The sequence below is a fragment of the Chroogloeocystis siderophila 5.2 s.c.1 genome (genome assembly GCF_001904655.1).
Lineage (GTDB): Bacteria > Cyanobacteriota > Cyanobacteriia > Cyanobacteriales > Chroococcidiopsidaceae > Chroogloeocystis > Chroogloeocystis siderophila.
The window spans coordinates 134,015-148,482 of the sequence record NZ_MRCC01000010.1; the positions used below are offsets into that span (position 1 = coordinate 134,015).

Consider the following 14,468-nt stretch of genomic DNA (forward strand, 5'->3'; position numbering starts at 1 on the left):
ATCTAAAATTCCAAAAGCGATCTTCTCATCAAAACTTTGGTAATGTGTTGCCGATAAGCTGCACTTGCGGCATAGTCTTCAATAAAATCATTTGATAGTACTTGTGCGTTAAGAGCTTCCCCGATTTCATCTAATGTAGGAATATGGGAAAATTCCACAACGCGAGGTGTTGGCACGCAAGCACCTAAACCAAATCTTACTTGTGATGTTTGCGGATTATAGGCTGCAACTACTATTGATATTGCAATTCCTGCGGTTGCAATACAAACTCGTTGATAACTAATATGCCATGTTAGACTCTCTTGCGGAATTGAGATTCTGCGTAAAACTTCACCTGGCTGTAGAACTGTTTGCTGTACCCCAGTTTGAAAATCTTTAGCAGCAACAAAACGCGGCGCAGCTTGAGGATGCCAAATTTCATACTTTGCGTCTAGTGCTACCATTGCAGGAGCAAACGTACTTGCTGGTATTGCTAAACAAATGTTGCCTCCTACTGTTGCCATGTTGGTAACTTTAAAAGAAGCCAGTTCGTCAACTGCACGAAACAACGCTTTAACACCTGTCCAATGTTCTGGAAAATTCCACTGACGCAACTTTGTCATTATGCAAGTTGCACCAATTACTAATCCTTCAGTGGTAACTTCAATTTCAGACCAATCGAATTTTTCTAAATCTACTAATACTCTTAAATCAGGTTGTGATTGACTAAATACCCACGTTCCACCAGCTAGCCAAGACCATCCTTGTGACCAGTTTACGACTGTTTCTAAATTTTGGGGACGTAAGTAAGTCTGAATATTATGTAAGTCCATTTAACTATTTGTCATCAATAACTTCCTGTAGGCGAAACAAAGCTATTTTTTCTATTTCTGCTAAAACTGTTTGTAATTCTGTTGCCTTTGAATTTTCTAATCTTTGAGAAAAGCTAGCTAAAATGCTTTTTTTTGTGTGATTTCTAACAGCAACAATAAAAGGAAAGTTAAATTTTTCTTTATATGCTTGGTTAAGGTAGTTAAATTTATCGTACTCTTCTAGAGTAAGTTGATCTAAACCAACTTTAGCTTGCTCTTTAACTGAGGCTTCAGCCATTTTAGCTTTAGCACCTAAGTCAGGATGAGCACAAATAAGGGCAAGTTTTTCAACGTCACTCGCCTCACGAACGACATTAACCATACTTTGATGTATCATCTCTACATCAGTAAATGGTTTTTTAGCCCAAGCTTTCGCTGCAACCCAAGGAGAATCCTCGAATATCCATCCTAACGCTGCTACAAAGTCATCCTGATTCATCTGATTTAACTCAGATAGCGAAGTCATCCACATCAACCTCGATCTTTACCAATATTGTTTGAGATTCAAGATTTGACTCTACAGCAAAAGTCACGATCTATTTGGATGATTTTATACAGTTTACCAACTCAGGTTTTTGTATTAGGTAGTCATTACAAAGTTTTGAATATGGAATTTGAGGTTTGAGTCAATTCTATTCAAAATTCAAATTCATCATTCATCAGGATCGATACCTTGAGAACGCAATATTTCTGCTAGGCGTTCTGCACGTTGGCGTTCAGTTTCCGCACGTTCATCACCTGTGGCAATCAAACTACCATCGCGATCGCACCAACGAGATGCCATCCCATAGCGTTAATCCTAAACCCACTGGTTCCATCCAAGTTGTTTCTAAAGGAGTGTAACTTGTACCTCTTAACTCATGAACTCGGAGGGGGCGATCGCCTAATTGCTGCAAAGGATCGTAAACAACGTAGTAAGCCACACCAACGCAGGCATAGTCTTTCATCTTACTCCCCAGTTCGTTGCCTACTGTGTTAGAAACTATTTCAATCACAACTTCTGGTGGCTTACCAATTATTCAAGTAAAGTAAGAACGGTTCTTCTTTTATTGCCAATCTTGTGGAACTTCTACATCTAAGCTAAGTAAGACATCAGGTACTATGGCTGGTTTGTTGACTGTATGGAACAAACCAACATTTGCGGTAGCTAAAAAAGGATCACTTGGTTTCCACGAACTATATAAACAACTCGTCAACAGTCGTTGCTGTTTTTCTGCAAGCAGGTTGATAGGAGTATCGTCTTCTGTCACCAAATGCCTAATATCAGGTTCTTCCACCTACTCAGCCCATTCAGCCGATCGCCTAGAGGAACTCGAATTTGCTTGAGTTGCAGTGTCACCATATTACTGTGGGTTTTAGATAGATGTATTTTAGCGAAATTGATTAGAGTAAACTGTTTACTACAATTTTTAGAAGAGAATGAATTATGACAATTACAGATAAGATGCGACGATCACTTCCTGTACCTCCTGGAAGCTTTGGTTTACCCGTTATTGGTGAAACTCTCAGTTTTTTGCACGATCCAAATTTTATGCAGCGGCGACAGCAGCAACACAGAAATATCCACAAAACTCATGTCTTTGGTCGTCCTACTGTTGTTATGATTGGCGCAGAGGCGAATCGCTTTTTGTTTGGTAACGAGATCTGTATGTCGCGATTACGGCGGTCATCAAATTTGTATTATTAGTATTGAGCGCAGTGCAAAGAATTATTGGGAATACAAAGCGGCAATGAGTGTGGCTGGTGTAAAACAACCGATAGCAATATATAATTGTCGCGATCGCCTCAAATTACAAAATAAAAAATCTGTACAATTTAGTGATAGTGACCCTAGTTATTTGATATGTAGTTTTTTCAAAAACCATCAGTGATATTCAAGTAAATAAAGCTGTTAAGAATATCTATTTCTTTGGTGTGGCAAATACGCGCCACATAACAAAAACTGTAAAACCTATATAAAATAGTACAGTTAACCAATCTTGCCAACTACTGTAATCATTCATTTGTTTACAAAAAATTAAGTGTCAGTTTTAAAAAACTCACACTTTTTACATTCACATTATGCTGCCATTTCGTGACAAAGTTGAGCGCAGCGACGACAAGATTCAGCACAACGTTGACAGTGTTCGTCATCATGCTTTTCACATTCGCTAGCACAGCGATCGCACGCTTGGGCACAAACACCACACATTTGCTTGTGAAGTTCCGAACGACGTGACATTAAGCGGGCGCAGAGGGCGCAAGTATCAGCGCAATCGCGACATCGCTTAATACATTCAGCCATCATCTGCACCATGTCTTCACTCAAGCAAGCATCAGCACAGTATTCACAATCGCGCAGACAATCGAGACATGCTTGAATACACGCGTCAAGTTGAGATTGCGCAGTCGTCATATTCAACCTCCAATTTTACAGCGTTCTTCTTATTTCAATGTGACACACGCGCATGAAATGAGGAGGACACTGTGTTGCGGGGTTTCCCCCGTTATAGCAAGTGTCCGGTGATGAAATTATCCTAGTTGAATTCACCCTAAAAAATGACACGAGTCAGTATGTTACTGAAAATGTTTGATAATCGCTGCAGCAAACTCGGAACACTTGAGTGGTTCGACGGGTGGTTCCATTAACCGCGCTAAATCGTAGGTGACTTGACGGTTAGCGATCGCATCACTAATTCCTTGTTTGATCAAATCTGCGGCTTCTTGCCAACCCATATACTCTAACATCATCACCCCCGATAGAATAACCGAACCAGGGTTAATTCGGTCTAATCCGGCGTGTTTTGGCGCTGTACCGTGTGTGGCTTCAAAAATCGCGCATTCGTCGCCAATATTAGCTCCTGGTGCCATACCAAGCCCGCCAACGACAGCTGCTGCTGCATCCGAAACGTAGTCACCGTTAAGGTTCATTGTCGCTAATACCGAGTACTCATCAGGGCGTGTCTGGAGTTGTTGGAAAACGCTATCAGCAATGCGATCATTTACCATTACCTTATCTTTCCATTGCCCGTTACCGTGCGTAGACCAGATAGCATTAAGAACTTTTTCAATTTCTTGACAAATTACTGCTTGCTTTTCTGCTGTAAGTGCATTATATCCTGGTTCAATTAGCTGAGCATTTTCTGCGACCGAAATATCAGGGTTGGCTTCTTGATTACTCAAAATCCAAGATTCGCGTTCGGTAACGCACTCACTGCGAAACTCGGTTGTTGCTAACTCGTAGCCCCAATCGCGGAAGGCACCTTCGGTATATTTCATAATATTGCCCTTATGCACCAAAGTTACCGTTTGCTGATTTTTCGGCAAACGGAGGGCGTGTCGAATTGCCCGACGAATCAAGCGCTGAGAACCCGTTTTGCTAATTGGTTTAATCCCAATTCCCGAATCGAGTCGAATCTGTTTTTTACCATGTTCAGGGCTTGCAGGAATCAACTCATTATTGAGTAAATTGATAATTCGCTCTGCCATTTCCGTACCCTGACGCCACTCGATTCCGAGATAAATATCTTCGGTATTTTCGCGATAGATAATGACGTCAAGCTTTTCAGGGTATTTGTGCGGTGAAGGTGTGCCTTGGTAGTAGCGACAAGGACGTACACACGCGTACAAATCGTTAATTTGTCGCAGCGCAACGTTGAGTGAGCGAATTCCGCCGCCTACAGGTGTTGTTAAAGGTCCTTTGATTGCGACACCGTATTCTTTAATTGCTTGCAACGTGTCTTCAGGAAGATACTGATACGTTCCATAAACCTCACACGCTTCATCACCAGCGTATACTTTAAACCAGCTAATTTGTCGCTTTCCTTGATAGGCAGTTTGCACAGCCGCGTCAATTACCTTTTGACTCGCAGGCCAAATATCAACACCTGTACCATCACCACGAATAAAGGGAATAATGGGATTATCGGGTACTATAGGTTCACCATTCTCAAACGTAATGCGCGAACCGGTATCGGGTGGGGTAATCTTCTCGTACATGATCTCAAACTCCTAGAGGGTGGCTGTTACAGATGCTGGGTAATGAACACCGCTACAAAAAATCCTTCTTTGGAAGGCTACCAGATTTCATGTTTGATGTAACAGCATTTTTCACCAAGTTCTGACAAGCTTAAGCAATTTTGAGTTTTAGAATGAAAAACTTTAGCGCGTGTCGGGTAAAACATGAGTTTAATCATCGATGTTATAAGCGATGATTTGCGATCGCGTTCGACGATGACTACGCGTAGACACCCACTGTCAGGTTACATTAATGATCGAGCCGTAACCGCGATCCTTATAAGGGCATGACTGATCCAACTACCGCTTTCGACACAAATTTCGACGTTTCTGCTTTAGCTTTGCAGTTAACTACAGGGTCGGAAACAGTACAAGCGCAGACCGTTGAGAAACTGGCTACACTCGGCACTGTGGGTGAAGAACTGCTAATGAAATTTTTACTGCAACGCCAATCTCACCCACCTACCTGGATTGATGGTAAAGCTTACCAAGTTCTCTACAGCGCTGAATCGCCAGAAACAAAAGAGTTTCTCCAAACAAATTTCCCAACTGGGATTGTACAACTCAATTCAGAGCAAGGTATTGACTACACTTTGTTGCAAAAACTATTAGCAGACCAAGATTTTCAGGCTGCTGATCGTCTTACGTTACAAAAGCTTTGCGAATTAGCAGGACCTGCTGCGGTTCAAAGAAAATGGTTATATTTTACCGAAGTAGAAAACTTTACCAGCACTGATCTACAAACGATCAACAACTTGTGGTTAATTCACTCTGAGGGCAAATTTGGTTTTTCAGTTCAACGCGAAATTTGGCTTGGTGTCGGTAAAAACTGGGAAAAGCTTTGGCCCAAAATTGGCTGGAAATCAGGCAAAAATTGGACTCGCTATCCTAACGAGTTTACTTGGAATCTCAGCGCTCCTAGAGGTCACTTACCTTTATCCAATCAACTACGCGGCGTGCGGGCTATGGCATCGTTGCTAGCGCATCCAGCGTGGGAGCGTTGAGCATTAAGAAATAGAATGGTCTTTTAAAGTTTCTTTCAGGCTTCTTACCCCAGCGCGATCGTTCTTTTAAAGATTGTTCATCTCTAGGGCGGATTGGGAATCTTAGAAGAAGTAGAAACCCGAATCCCAGGGTTGGATCAAACACATTTATGATTTATGTTCAATATTGCGCTAGGGGTGATCACAGTGGAGCCTGAGAGAAAAATAACACAGGAGCTAGAACAGCATTTAAAAGTCTTCTCAGATTTAGGTAGCTTAGAAACTCAAACAATTCCGATTTTTGATGCAGCTACTCAAACATCTGCTGATTTTTTAGAAGTTCCGATTTGCGTTCTAGGATTTTTAAATCAGAGCAGTTTTCAGTTTAGATCAGCCGTCGGTTTGTCGCGACTAGGATTGAGAAGTAAAATTGCTCAAGAGCGTCAACTCTCAAGACAAGAAGCTTTTGTGGCGCACGTGGTCGAAAACCACAAGATTTTAGCAATCGATGACACACTCAACTTCGATCCGGTTTTTGCTAATAGTGTCTTAGTACAGCAATATGGTATCCGTGCCTATTTAGGCGCACCACTGGTAAATTTGTCAGGGCAATGCTTGGGTGCGATCGCCGTTATGGATCTCAAACCACGCAATTTTACGCTGCGAGACATGAAGTTTTTAGAACTCATGGCATGCTGGAGTATGAGTGAACTTGAACGTCACCAATTGCTTAAGGGTATTAATCCTGCTACTCCTTATCTTGCGATTTCCCCAGAACAAGCAAACACTGCTGACACAGTTCCAACTAACAGTTACGTAAATTCTCAGCCTACTGCAACACTCACTAATACTGATGACCAAATAACGCACACCCTATCTACCGAACAAGAAAACGGCGAATATCTTTCTACTAACCAAGTCAAACTTGAACTACTTTCACAGCTAACACAAGAATTACGCACACCGTTGACCTCAGTATTAGGAATGGCGAGTGTTGTCAGTCGCGAAATTTATGGTCCTTTAACGACTAAGCAAAAGGAATACTTAGAAATTATTGAGAATAGCGGACGTCACTTATTAACTTTAGTGAATGAAATTTCCGAACTAGGAACGTTAGACAGCAATTTTGCTGCACTTAATCTCACTTCTGTAGAAATAGAAATGCTATGTCAGCAAGTTATTAGTGCATTATCAGAGACAGCGAGACGGCGCGAACAACAAATTGATTTATCTTTAGAACCAGGACGCAGCCGCATCTGGATTTTAGACAAAGACAAAATCAAGCAATTGTTATATCAGCTAGTATTTTATATTACTCAAGTTGCTGCGACTGGTAGCATAATTCATATTCATGTTTCCCATAAAAGTGACGGATTGCACTTTGCTATCTGGGCGTCTCATCCTTGGCTAGAACAAGGTTTAACTCAAGCAGAACCCACAATTTGTCAGATCTTACCTTTTTGTGCTGAGCAAGGTGCCGCAGTTGATAGCATTCAGGTACAGTCATCAAATGGCGATCGCTTGTCTGTTCTCACCAATGCTGGATGTACTACTAATTTAACGGAGGCAGAAGCGGCACAATCAAACTCAATTGTGCAAAAGCACAATCCGCTAGAAGGAATTTACCACTCTAGTAACAGTTTACGTTTGCTCTTAAGTTGCGACCTGGCAAAATTACATGGCGGAAAAATAAATCTTCAAGGAACACCCGAATCAGGCTATCGTTATGTAGTTGTTCTACCTGAGCTTACGGCTTCTACAAAAAAAACTATTTAGCATTCGGCGGGGGTGTTGTGTGTAAAGAATTGATTCGCTATAATCGCAAGCTTATATTTCTAGGCAAGTTTTTAACGAATATGTCGTTACTAGTTCTTATATCATTCCGGCTAAATAACCAGAATATCGGTATCGTTACGCTGTTACTAGTGGGTAGTTACTAGTTGACCATTTTGTTAACACTACTCAACCGGATTTGATATTAGCAAGCAACATTATGCAAAGCTTGTAGGACTTAAGCATATAAGAAACTTAACACCCCTCCAGAATTTCATCATGAATACATTTTGGCAAAAATTTACCTTAACTCATGTTCCGCTGCAAGATTGGCGCAGCGGAAGTTACTTACACCAATCAGTAGTTGGGATATTACGTTCGTGGCGACAAAGTAGCTTGCTGATGCAGTGGGCAGATGAAATTGCAGCAGTACTTTTGAGCTTAGTATTTGTCTTAGCACCTTTTGTATCGAGTACGCTTGTCGGCTTACTTTTAGCTGCTTGTGGCGGTTTTTGGTTATTGATTACTCTTACCGATCTCCGCGATCAGGCTAAGTTAACTCCTGTCCACCTCATCGTTTTACTTTACTGGGGAATTGCAACTGTCGCGACTGCGTTATCACCAGTAAAAACCGCAGCTTTTGTCGGATGGACAAAGCTAACATTGTATCTCTTAATGTTCGCTCTAGCTGCAAGAGTTTTGCGCTCGTCGCGAATTCGTAGTTGGATGATTGCAATCTACTTACACGTAGCACTCATCGTCAGTGTCTACGGACTACGACAATGGTTTTTTGGCGCAACTGCACTCGCAACTTGGGTAGATCCTGAGTCACCTTTATCGAAAACAACTCGCGTTTACAGTTATCTAGGTAATCCTAATTTACTTGCAGCATATCTTTTACCCGCGATCGCCTTGAGTGCAATGGCGATTTTTGCTTGGCGCGGCTGGATTCCTAAAGCTCTAGCACTCACAATGTTTTTAGTCAATAATATTTGTTTAGTCTTAACATTTAGTCGCGGTGGCTGGATTGGCTTACTTGCGCTGGCTGTCAGTTTGTTGGTGTTGCTTGTATACTGGTTGAGCATTCAACTACCACCTTTTTGGCGCAAGTGGTCATTACCCATTTTATTGGCGGGGATGCTGAGTGTTTTAATTCTAGCGATATTATTTGTAGAGCCTGTACGCGATCGCTTCTTGAGTATTTTTGCAGGACGCGGCGACAGCAGCAACAACTTCCGTATCAACGTTTGGCTAGCTGTCATTGAGATGATTCGCGATCGCCCAATTATAGGAATTGGTCCTGGCAATAATGCTTTTAACTTAGTTTATCCACTCTACCAACAGCCTAAATATACTGCGTTGAGCGCCTACTCTGTTCCGCTAGAAATTGCGGTAGAAACTGGTTTAATTGGTTTATTCTGTTTTTTGTGGTTAATTGTTGTCCTCTTTAGTCAAGGATTAACGCAGTTGCAGCGCTTACGTCAACAAAATACGCGAGAAGGATTTTGGTTAATGGCGGCGATCACAATTATGGTAGGTATGCTAGCCCACGGAACTGTAGATACCGTTTGGTATCGACCCGAAGTTAGTACGTTATGGTGGTTGACCGTTGCTGTAATTGCGAGTTATCTTCATGCTCCCGCATCACAGCCAACACAAATTAACCCTGCAACAGTTACACAACAAACTTAATACACATCTATCAATTTATTCGATAACAAAACAAAGCCTTGGGTATATGAATTCCAAGGCTTTTTCAGATTCAACGTATCTTATCTACTTCCCTATCAGTTTTTATCGCGCTTTTGTATACGCAGAACTGTTTTGATGCACCCTAAAGATCGGAGAGTAGAAGCAAAATACCTTACGGTTCACGGTACGTAGAGGAAGTTGTGGTTCCTACGGTATCAGGTTCGCGATAACGATTCGGTTCTGATTTACGACCACCTGCTAAACCTGCTAAACCTGCTAAACCAATTAAACCTAGCCAACCCCAATCAAATCCTTCGTTTGTTTCAGTAGTCGTTGTTGTGGTCGGTGCGGTCGTAGTAGTCGTACCTGTTGTTCCTGGGGCAGTATTGGTTGTTTGTGCCGCTACAGGAAGCGTAGAAGGTAGAACTGCTAAGCTTAAACCTAGTACACTAGCACCAAATATTTTAGATAACTGAGAACGTTTCATAGCTACAAACTCCTTGTCTCATCTCTCAATCCCTACCTTAACGATTGAGTACTTGAGTAAAATCACCCTTGAGCTATAAACCTTAGTCTTTCTGATGTACTACTCAAGAAATACGTTTCTAAATACAGGTTAGTTTACTTCTATCCTAAGGTGAAATGTACCTAATAGTTCTTCATAGCTCTTTGAATGTCTCGCTGGTCTTGACGACGCTTTAAATCTTCACGTTTATCATGGAGTTTTTTCCCTCTGCCAAGCGCAATGCTAACTTTGACTAAGCCTCGTTTCAAATACATCTTCAATGGTACTAAGGTTAAGCCTTGCTGTTCCACTTTTCCGATGAGCTTGCGAATTTCTTCTTTGTGCAACAATAACTTACGTGTCCGGCGCGGCTCATGATTGAAGTATTGTCCGCTACCTGTGTAAGGCGATATATTGACATTGAGTAACCAGGCTTCACCATTACGAATTAAAGCATAGCCATCTTGTAAGTTAACTTTACCTTGCCTTACTGACTTGACTTCTGTTCCCGTCAGTTGAACGCCTGCTTCATACGTTTCTAGTATCTCGTAAAGAAAACGCGCCTGCCGATTTTCGCTAATAACTTTATATCCGTCGTTGTCACTCATTGAAGATTCCCACTGCCAACGGTAGATAAACACTACCTTCCTTTAACTGAAGTTAGCACTTTTCTACGACGCTTGGGCATACTTTAGCAAGATTATAGTTACAAACTCCGCTGATACTACTCCTTGAGCGTCAAACAAGTATGATTTATCGTTAGATGCTCTACCGTACTAAGCAAAATTCTTAAAACATATTAATTCGTAATAGTTTGACAAAATTATACATAGGCAAATAAATTTTTCTTACGAGTTGATAAAGCACTATTTCTTGCTTATATATTATTGATGTGATTGTTTCACTCCCAATTATTTTTCCTGCCTCTAAGAACAGATATTCAGTTAATTAAATAGCATTATAACCTCTATTTAGGGATGCCGAGCTTTTAGTTTTCATATTAAAAGATTATTTGATATACCATTTTACATTAAATAATTAATTAATACATAAAAACTATACTTTGTGTCGCTACTTAATTAACCAAATCTGTTGCAATAACTATTTAAAGTTATTAATAATTAATAAATCACTCTTAGTTTTTATAAACTCTAAAAAATCTTCAAAAGGAGATGAAATATGCTAAGCAGTTTATTGTTAAAAGCTTCTGCCTTTAGTCTTTGTTTCTTGTTTGGAATAGCAACTGAAGTCTTTGCTAAACAATTTGATGAATCTACTCCAGCAATCCAAACGAGTAAAAATGAATTAAAACTTGCAGCATTCAATCCAGGAGTCATCAATAATTTACCTTCTGGACAAAGATGGCTACGACACGTTAACCAAGAAATTATGCCATTTTGGACAATGCAGTCTGCCCTTGGCAACCCTGTAGGAAATTTTCCTACTTTTCGCTGTAATAATGGTTCGCTTTGGAATCCTAATAAACCTTGCCCAGAAATTTTGAACGCGTCATCTTGGATTAAAAACGATCTTAATAAAGAATATATCGTAGCTAAGGCTCGGCAAACTTATGTTTATGGTGTTGCCTATCATCTTACTGGTAATGAAAGAATGCTTCAACTCGCGAGAAACGGAGTCAACTACATTAGAAAAAATGCGTTTGAAAATAATGGAAGTGTAGCAACTTATTTAGAAAATGGCATTCCTGGTCCTGCCGAACCGCAAAGAGATACTCAACACTTAGCATATGCTGGATTAGGTTTATCATTTTACTATTATTTGACTCGCGATGAAAATGTTTTACAGGATATTATTAAGCTTAAAAATAATATCTTTAACAATTACTACGATCCTAATTTAGGAATGCTGAAGTGGAGTCAAGTATCAAATATGAAGGATCTGACAGCACAACTTGATCAGCTAAATACTTATATGGTTTTAGTAACTCCTTTATTGCCAGAACCTCTCCAATCCCAATGGAAAGCAGATATGTTAAAAATTGTACAAATTATGAATGACAATTTTTATAGCACTAAACATAATTTATATTGGCGGCGAGGAAATGTAGATGAAAGTTTTTCAAACGTAGATTTGGGGCATACCTGTAAAGCTTTTTGGTTTATCTATTTAGTAGGAAAAATGACTAGTAATACAGGTTTAATGTCGTTTTCTGAAATTCAAGCTCCTAAAGTTTTGCAAAAAGCTTATATTAAGAATACTGGTTCTTGGGCAACGCTACTAAAACCTGATGGTTCTATTGATATTAATGGTAAGAAAGTCTCGTGGATGTACAACGAAATGAATCAAATGGCAGCCACTTTGAGTTTAAGCAATCCGGCTTTAACTGAATATTTAGTCCAAACCTATAATTTTTGGTTAAACAATATGGTGGACTATCAATATTATGAAACTTATCCCGAAGTGACCGCATCAGGTGGCAAAGTCCAATATCGTCCCAAAATAGACGCGTGGAATCATGGTTATCATGCTGTGGAACAAGCATTAGTTGCTTACATAACAACTCAAGCCCTGCAAAATAAGCCTGTAGTTCTTCATTATGCTTATAAAGGACAGCCATCAACAGAAAGTATTCGTCCTTATTTTTATGCAGGACTAATTCAAAATCAGCAAATAAGTAACTTGAATACTTTTCCGAATCGTAAAAGATACAAAATTACATTTACTAATATTCAGTAAAGTACGGATTTGTGTTTATGTAAAACAGCTTGTGTTAATAATAATTGCTAAAAAAACTCTACACTTGTATACGAGTTGAATTGTATAAATTTACCACAGCTAATAACTAATTTTATCAAAGCACAAATCAGTCAAGTTAATAGCTTGAGCAAAAAGCAGTTTAATTGTTGAAGGAAAAGTGCAAAAATATGGATGTTTGAGGAAACTATAAACAAAGACAAGAGGAAAACTGTGCATTTATTGATTCCAGCCGCTGGAATAGGGCGTCGGATGGGGAGCGATCGCAATAAACTACTTTTGTCGTTGCGATCGCAGCCCTTACTTTCCTGGACACTCCTTGCCGCCGAAGCCAGTCAACAAATTAGTTGGATAGGTATTATTGCACAACCATCCGATTGGTTAGATATCAAAGAAATTTTGGCAAACGTATCGCTGACTAAACCGACGCAATTGATTGCAGGGGGAACAACACGTCAAGAATCTGTTTATAACGGCTTGCAGGCGCTGCCAGGCGACGCAAAACAAGTTTTGATTCACGATGGGGCGCGGTGTCTAGCGACTCCTGAATTACTCGATCGCTGTGCTGTGGAAATTCGCCATTGTTCGGGTTTAATCGCGGCGATTCCGGTAAAAGATACAATTAAAGTTGTTGATGCAGCGCTCAATATTCAAAGTACACCTGAAAGGCGATACCTTTGGGCAGCACAAACCCCACAAGCTTTTGATGTGGAAAAACTCAAACAATGTCACGAACAAGCACGCCGCCAAGCCTGGGAAGTGACCGATGATGCTGCGTTGTTTGAAAAATGTGGGTTAACTGTCAAAATTGTGGAAGGAGAAGAAACAAACCTCAAGCTGACAACTCCGGTAGATTTAGCGATCGCAGAATTTATTCTGCAACAAAGGCTACAAGATGTCACAACTTGTTAAAGACCTAGGCGAAAAAGCGCTGTTAGAGCGATTGCAGCAATTTTGTCTGCCAGAAGTTGTTGGCGATGATGCAGCAGTCATTGCAACGCAACCAGGAAAATCTTTGGTTGTGACAACCGATATGTTGGTCGATGGAGTTCATTTTAGCGATCGCACGACCTCTGCTGAAGATGCTGGGTGGCGGGCTGCTGCGGCTAACTTATCTGACTTAGCAGCGATGGGCGCTTCCCCTTTAGGAATTACAATTGCTTTGGGCATTCCTGGCGATACTTCGATTACTTGGATTGAGCAACTCTATCAAGGAATCACTCAATGCTTGCAAAAGTTTGCTACTGCGGTAATTGGTGGCGATGTCTGTCGTTCTTCCGTAAAAACTATCGCAATTACAGCATTTGGCGAAGTTCACTCTGAGTATACTATTCGCCGTTCTACTGCTCAAGTTGGAGATGCGATCGTCGTTACTGGTGTACATGGTGCTTCGCGTGCTGGATTAGAGCTATTGCTACAGCCAGAATCAAGGCAAAAGTTGAGTAGCAGCGCCCAAAAAAAGCTGATTCAAGCGCATCAACGCCCTCAACCTCGATTAGATGTGCTACCTGTCTTATGGGAGGTAATATGTCAAACCGCAAATACCAACGCTCATATTCATGTTGCGGGAATGGACAGTAGTGACGGCTTGGCTGATGCTGTGTTGCAAATATGTCAGATGAGTCAAGTAGGCGCAAGAGTTGAACGCAGCTTTATTCCCCTTCCCGATGAGCTGAAAAACTGGTCATTTCAGCAAGCCTTGGATTGGGCGTTGTATGGTGGTGAGGATTTCGAGTTAGTTTTATGCTTACCTCCCGATCTAGCCCAAGTGTTGGTAGAGCGCTTAGGTAACGGTGCTGCGATTGTTGGTGAGATTACAGATGATTCTGAAGTTTATCTCGTCGATTATACAGGAAAAAACCCCGATGAAGTTCTTAGCTTCAAACGGGGATTTCAACATTTTTAAGTTTTTTACTCTAGAGCGATATCAGTATCAATTCCTGACCTGTCGCA

Annotated in this window: 16 protein-coding genes; 7 read left to right on the top strand and 9 right to left on the bottom strand. The window is 40.7% G+C overall.

What is annotated here, in order from left to right; translation table 11 throughout:
* Window positions 1-2 precede the first annotated feature (2 nt).
* The 5 genes from NIES1031_RS13640 to NIES1031_RS25710 form a co-directional block, all read right to left on the bottom strand.
* Entirely contained in the window at window positions 3-812 is an 810-nt protein-coding gene (locus tag NIES1031_RS13640) for an FAD binding domain-containing protein (RefSeq protein ID WP_073549984.1), read from the bottom strand.
* 4 nt (window positions 813-816) lie between these two features.
* Window positions 817-1,290 (bottom strand): 2-oxo-4-hydroxy-4-carboxy-5-ureidoimidazoline decarboxylase, encoded by a 474-nt coding sequence (gene uraD, locus NIES1031_RS13645; protein WP_236738835.1) that lies wholly within the window; start codon window positions 1,288-1,290, stop codon window positions 817-819.
* Window positions 1,291-1,503: 213 nt separating this feature from the next.
* Window positions 1,504-1,635 carry a hypothetical protein gene (locus NIES1031_RS26060; RefSeq protein ID WP_269086014.1) on the bottom strand — a complete coding sequence of 44 codons (132 nt, stop codon included), beginning with the start codon at window positions 1,633-1,635 and terminating at the stop codon, window positions 1,504-1,506.
* Complete coding sequence (locus NIES1031_RS25705) at window positions 1,604-1,846, bottom strand: PDDEXK family nuclease (protein WP_236738836.1); 243 nt, start codon at window positions 1,844-1,846, stop codon at window positions 1,604-1,606. Before NIES1031_RS25705 ends, NIES1031_RS26060 begins: the two co-directional genes overlap by 32 nt.
* A gap of 51 nt (window positions 1,847-1,897) precedes the next feature.
* The gene (locus tag NIES1031_RS25710; RefSeq protein ID WP_236738837.1) at window positions 1,898-2,128 is read right to left on the bottom strand and encodes a hypothetical protein; all 231 of its coding nucleotides are present in this window, start codon (window positions 2,126-2,128) and stop codon (window positions 1,898-1,900) included.
* Window positions 2,129-2,277: 149 nt separating this feature from the next.
* Here NIES1031_RS25710 and NIES1031_RS23380 point away from each other — a divergent pair, with 149 nt between their 5' ends.
* Window positions 2,278-2,538, top strand: coding sequence for a hypothetical protein (locus NIES1031_RS23380; protein ID WP_178378140.1), 261 nt, complete (start codon window positions 2,278-2,280; stop codon window positions 2,536-2,538).
* A gap of 372 nt (window positions 2,539-2,910) precedes the next feature.
* Here the strand turns inward: NIES1031_RS23380 and NIES1031_RS13660 are convergent, their stop codons facing one another.
* Complete coding sequence (locus NIES1031_RS13660) at window positions 2,911-3,246, bottom strand: four-helix bundle copper-binding protein (RefSeq protein WP_073549987.1); 336 nt, start codon at window positions 3,244-3,246, stop codon at window positions 2,911-2,913.
* Window positions 3,247-3,407: 161 nt separating this feature from the next.
* A complete protein-coding gene (locus NIES1031_RS13665) occupies window positions 3,408-4,829 on the bottom strand; it encodes an NADP-dependent isocitrate dehydrogenase (RefSeq protein WP_073549988.1) in 1,422 nt (473 codons plus the stop codon).
* A gap of 305 nt (window positions 4,830-5,134) precedes the next feature.
* On the opposite strand from NIES1031_RS13665, the gene NIES1031_RS13670 reads away from it, so the two are divergent.
* The 3 genes from NIES1031_RS13670 to NIES1031_RS13680 all read left to right on the top strand — a co-directional run bounded on the left by NIES1031_RS13670 (window position 5,135) and on the right by NIES1031_RS13680 (window position 9,295).
* Complete coding sequence (locus NIES1031_RS13670; protein WP_073549990.1) at window positions 5,135-5,851, top strand: GUN4 domain-containing protein; 717 nt, start codon at window positions 5,135-5,137, stop codon at window positions 5,849-5,851.
* A gap of 186 nt (window positions 5,852-6,037) precedes the next feature.
* Window positions 6,038-7,606 (top strand): GAF domain-containing sensor histidine kinase, encoded by a 1,569-nt coding sequence (locus tag NIES1031_RS13675; protein ID WP_084544354.1) that lies wholly within the window; start codon window positions 6,038-6,040, stop codon window positions 7,604-7,606.
* A gap of 276 nt (window positions 7,607-7,882) precedes the next feature.
* The gene (locus NIES1031_RS13680; RefSeq protein ID WP_073549993.1) at window positions 7,883-9,295 is read left to right on the top strand and encodes an IctB family putative bicarbonate transporter; all 1,413 of its coding nucleotides are present in this window, start codon (window positions 7,883-7,885) and stop codon (window positions 9,293-9,295) included.
* A gap of 172 nt (window positions 9,296-9,467) precedes the next feature.
* Here NIES1031_RS13680 and NIES1031_RS13685 read toward each other — a convergent pair whose 3' ends face one another.
* Window positions 9,468-9,782 (bottom strand): WGxxGxxG family protein, encoded by a 315-nt coding sequence (locus tag NIES1031_RS13685; protein ID WP_073549994.1) that lies wholly within the window; start codon window positions 9,780-9,782, stop codon window positions 9,468-9,470.
* A gap of 161 nt (window positions 9,783-9,943) precedes the next feature.
* Window positions 9,944-10,408, bottom strand: a complete 465-nt coding sequence (gene smpB / locus NIES1031_RS13690) for an SsrA-binding protein SmpB (RefSeq protein ID WP_041918683.1) — start codon at window positions 10,406-10,408, stop codon at window positions 9,944-9,946.
* A 571-nt stretch (window positions 10,409-10,979) separates the two neighbouring features.
* On the opposite strand from smpB, the gene NIES1031_RS13695 reads away from it, so the two are divergent.
* The 3 genes from NIES1031_RS13695 to thiL all read left to right on the top strand — a co-directional run bounded on the left by NIES1031_RS13695 (window position 10,980) and on the right by thiL (window position 14,421).
* Complete coding sequence (locus tag NIES1031_RS13695; protein WP_073549996.1) at window positions 10,980-12,497, top strand: AGE family epimerase/isomerase; 1,518 nt, start codon at window positions 10,980-10,982, stop codon at window positions 12,495-12,497.
* Between the two features lie 231 nt (window positions 12,498-12,728).
* A complete protein-coding gene (ispD, locus tag NIES1031_RS13700; protein WP_073549998.1) occupies window positions 12,729-13,427 on the top strand; it encodes a 2-C-methyl-D-erythritol 4-phosphate cytidylyltransferase in 699 nt (232 codons plus the stop codon).
* Complete coding sequence (gene thiL / locus NIES1031_RS13705; protein WP_073549999.1) at window positions 13,411-14,421, top strand: thiamine-phosphate kinase; 1,011 nt, start codon at window positions 13,411-13,413, stop codon at window positions 14,419-14,421. Before ispD ends, thiL begins: the two co-directional genes overlap by 17 nt.
* Window positions 14,422-14,468: the final 47 nt, after the last annotated feature.